This window comes from Acidovorax sp. KNOB132, assembly GCF_057541515.1.
Genome location: NZ_BAAJYT010000644.1, coordinates 1 through 619, shown reverse-complemented (window position 1 = coordinate 619; position 619 = coordinate 1). Strand labels below are relative to the sequence as shown.

Here is a 619-nt window from a genome sequence, read left to right as displayed (position 1 = left end):
GAACTGGCCGACCGCCTGGGCCGCGGCAACCCGGAAGACCCGCTCACCCTGCCCCGCTACGGGGCTGTGCACCTTCAGCTGCTGGCCCGCAGGATGGGCCCGGTCGATATCGCCGAAGCGCGGCGGCGCGCCGATGCGTGGAAGCCCGGGAAGCCGCTGGACCTGTGACTGGACGCGCGCGGGCCCCAAGGCCCGGCGCCGCTGCCCCACCGTCGCTGTCCCGCCGCCCGCTCAACGGCGGCGCCACCACAGCATCAGGCCCAGAAACACGGCCCCGGTGAGAAGGGGCATCCACGGCATGAGCCGTTCCACCGGGTTGGACGAGCGCATGCCCGACCACACCTCCAGCCGCACCCGGTCCATGCGCAGGTTGCTCACCCCTGCGAACTCCAGCACCGGCGGGACCGTGCGGTCTTCCTTGAAGCTCAAGGGCGCCGCGGCGCCGGCCATCTCCACGACCTGGCCGGCGCGCACGCCCCGCGCGGCGACCTGGGGCACGGCACCCACGCGCGATGCGCCATGGATGGACCAGCCCGCCATCCAGCGCGCGCTGGCATCCCCGTCGGCCAGCGCCACGCCCGAGACCCGCACCACCAGCGTGTAGGGGTTGCCGCTGCGG

Annotated in this window: 1 pseudogene; it reads right to left on the bottom strand. The window is 74.3% G+C overall.

Going from position 1 to position 619, the window contains the following annotated elements:
* Positions 1 to 231: 231 nt before the first annotated feature.
* Positions 232 to 619 (bottom strand): annotated as a pseudogene (locus AC27IO_RS25185) (hypothetical protein); the annotation flags it as partial.